Origin of the sequence: Dietzia sp. CQ4 (genome assembly GCF_014145125.1) — a bacterium.
GTDB classification, from domain to species: Bacteria; Actinomycetota; Actinomycetes; order Mycobacteriales; family Mycobacteriaceae; genus Dietzia; species Dietzia natronolimnaea.
Genome location: NZ_JAALDZ010000237.1, coordinates 1 through 2268 on the forward strand (window position 1 = coordinate 1; position 2268 = coordinate 2268).

Annotated in this window: 2 protein-coding genes; both read right to left on the reverse strand. The window is 73.0% G+C overall.

Features of this window, described 5'->3' with window-relative positions:
• Positions 1–1158 (reverse strand): 2,4-dienoyl-CoA reductase FMN-binding domain-containing protein (locus G6031_RS13295; RefSeq protein ID WP_182653516.1); only part of this gene is annotated, 1158 nt, incomplete at its 3' end.
• Between the two features lie 68 nt (positions 1159–1226).
• On the reverse strand, positions 1227–2268 hold a 1042-nt coding region (locus G6031_RS13300), incomplete at its 5' end, for a hypothetical protein (RefSeq protein WP_206682164.1).

The window sequence follows — 2268 nt, forward strand, 5'->3', positions numbered from 1 at the left end:
CGGGCCCGCACCGACCACCGCGACCCGCCGGCGCGTGGGCGCCACGGTGAGCACCAGCTCCGTCTCCCGGCCCGCGCGGGGATTGACCAGGCACGACGCCCGCTTGTTGGCGAAGGTGTGGTCGAGGCACGCCTGGTTGCAGGCGATGCAGATGTTGATCTCGTCGGCCCGCCCCTCGGCGACCTTGGCGGCGAACGCCGGGTCCGCCAGCAGCGGCCGCGCCATCGACACCAGGTCGGCCTGCCCGCTCGCGAGGATCCGCTCGGCCACATCCGGGGTGTTGATGCGGTTGGAGGCGATCACCGGCACCCCCACGGTCTGCTTGAGCCGGGCCGCCAGGTCGACGAACGCCGCCCGCGGCACCGAGGTGACGATGGTGGGGATGCGGGCCTCGTGCCAGCCGATCCCGGTGTTGAACACGTCGACGCCCGCGGCCTCGAGGCGCTCGGCGAGCTCGGCGGTCTCGTCCCAGGTCTGCCCGCCCGGCACCAGGTCGAGCACGCTGATGCGGTACTGGATCAGGAACTCCGGGCCCACCTCGGCGCGGACCCGGCGGACGATCTCCTCGGGGAACCGCATGCGCTTGCTCGCGGTGCCACCCCACGCGTCGGTGCGCTGGTTGGTCCGGGCCGCGAGGAACTGGTTGATCAGGTACCCCTCGGAGCCCATGATCTCGACGCCGTCGTACCCCGCCCGGCGCGCCAGTCGTGCGGCCCGCACCCAGTGGTCGATGGTGCGCTCGACGCCCCGCGAGCTCAGGGCCCGCGCCTTGAACATGCTGATGGGCGACTTGGTGGACGAGGCCGAGCGGACGAACGGTTGATAGCCGTACCGGCCGGCGTGCAGCAGCTGGAGCAGGATGTGCGAGCCCTCGGCGTGGACGGCGTCGGTGAGGCCGCGGTGCTTGTCCGCCATCCGCCGGCTGGCCATCATCGACCCGGCAGGGAGCAGCCAGCCCTCCACGTCGGGGGAGAACCCGCCGGTGACCATCATGGCGGTGCCGCTGCGCGCCCGCTCGGCGAAGTAGGCCGTGAGCTCGGGCAGGTGCTTGCTGCGGTCCTCGAGTCCGGTGTGCATCGACCCCATGACCACGCGGTTGCGCAGGGTGAGAGGCCCGACGACGAGGGGGCTGGTCAAGTGCGGGTGGCTGGAGCTCATGGGGCCCATTGTGCCCTGACCGGACCGGACCTTACCCGCCGGTAAGGTCGTGTCGCGCGGAACCGTGATCAGTAGCGGAGGATCGCGCCGACCGAGTTGCCGTGCGGGAGGGCCTCGAGCACCACGAGCCGTCCGGAGGTGGCGCAGGTGTGGCCCACGGCGTCGTCGAGATCGCCCGGCTGATCCTCCGGACGACAGGCCGCCCCGGTGAGGATCAGCGTCTCCACCCGGCCCTCGGAGGCCGCGGTGACGATCTCCCTGGGGTCGCTCACCCCGAGCCCGGTCCCGAGGGCTTCCCCGAACCGCTCGGTCGCCGCTGCCGCGTCGGCGCTGAGGACGGGCTGGACGATCGGCCACGCCTTCTCCTGCAACTCCGCGCCGCCGGCGTGGTCCGGGTTCCCTGCCACCACGTCGTCGAGGAGGTGGGGGTAGGACAGCTCCTCCCTGAGCATCGGGTGGTGCTCGGCCACCGCCGCCAGGACGAGCGGTCGGCGGTCGGGCCCCGCGAGCAACTCGTCGATACCCGCCGCCACCTGACGGAAGAACTTCTGCAGCATCACGCGGTCCACCTCGCCGCCGGCACCGTGCCCGTGGAAGGCGGCGGTGCCCCCGGCCGCGGCCTGGTGCTGGAGCTGGGGCTCGCGCTCGGTGCGACCCTCGGCGTCCTCCATCGACGCCGGCGCGGTGCCGATGTCCCGCTCGTGGACCGAACCCCGGGTGGCCTCGAACAAGCGCACCGAGTTCTGGCTCAGGGCCAGGATGAGGAACTCGCCGTCGCCGACCGCGGACGGGACCAGGGGGCGGACGGCGAACGAGTCGGACACGTGGACCAGTTCCGGCATCTCCGTGCCCAGCCGGAAGGCCCGTGCGATCCCGGGGGCGGCGTAGAGCGCCAGTCCGTGGGCGGTGTGCTGCCAGAAGGGGTCCTCGTTCCCCAGCTCCCGCAGCGGCGCGAGCAGCTCGGCGGCCACCTCGGCCGGTGTGCCCCGGGTGACCAGCTCGGCCTGCGCGCGGTCGAGCAGCGAGCGCAACCTCAGCGGGCCCTGCCGCGTCTCCGGCCCGCCGCGGTGCGTCGGCATGAACACCGACACCGCCGGTCCCGAGGCGGTG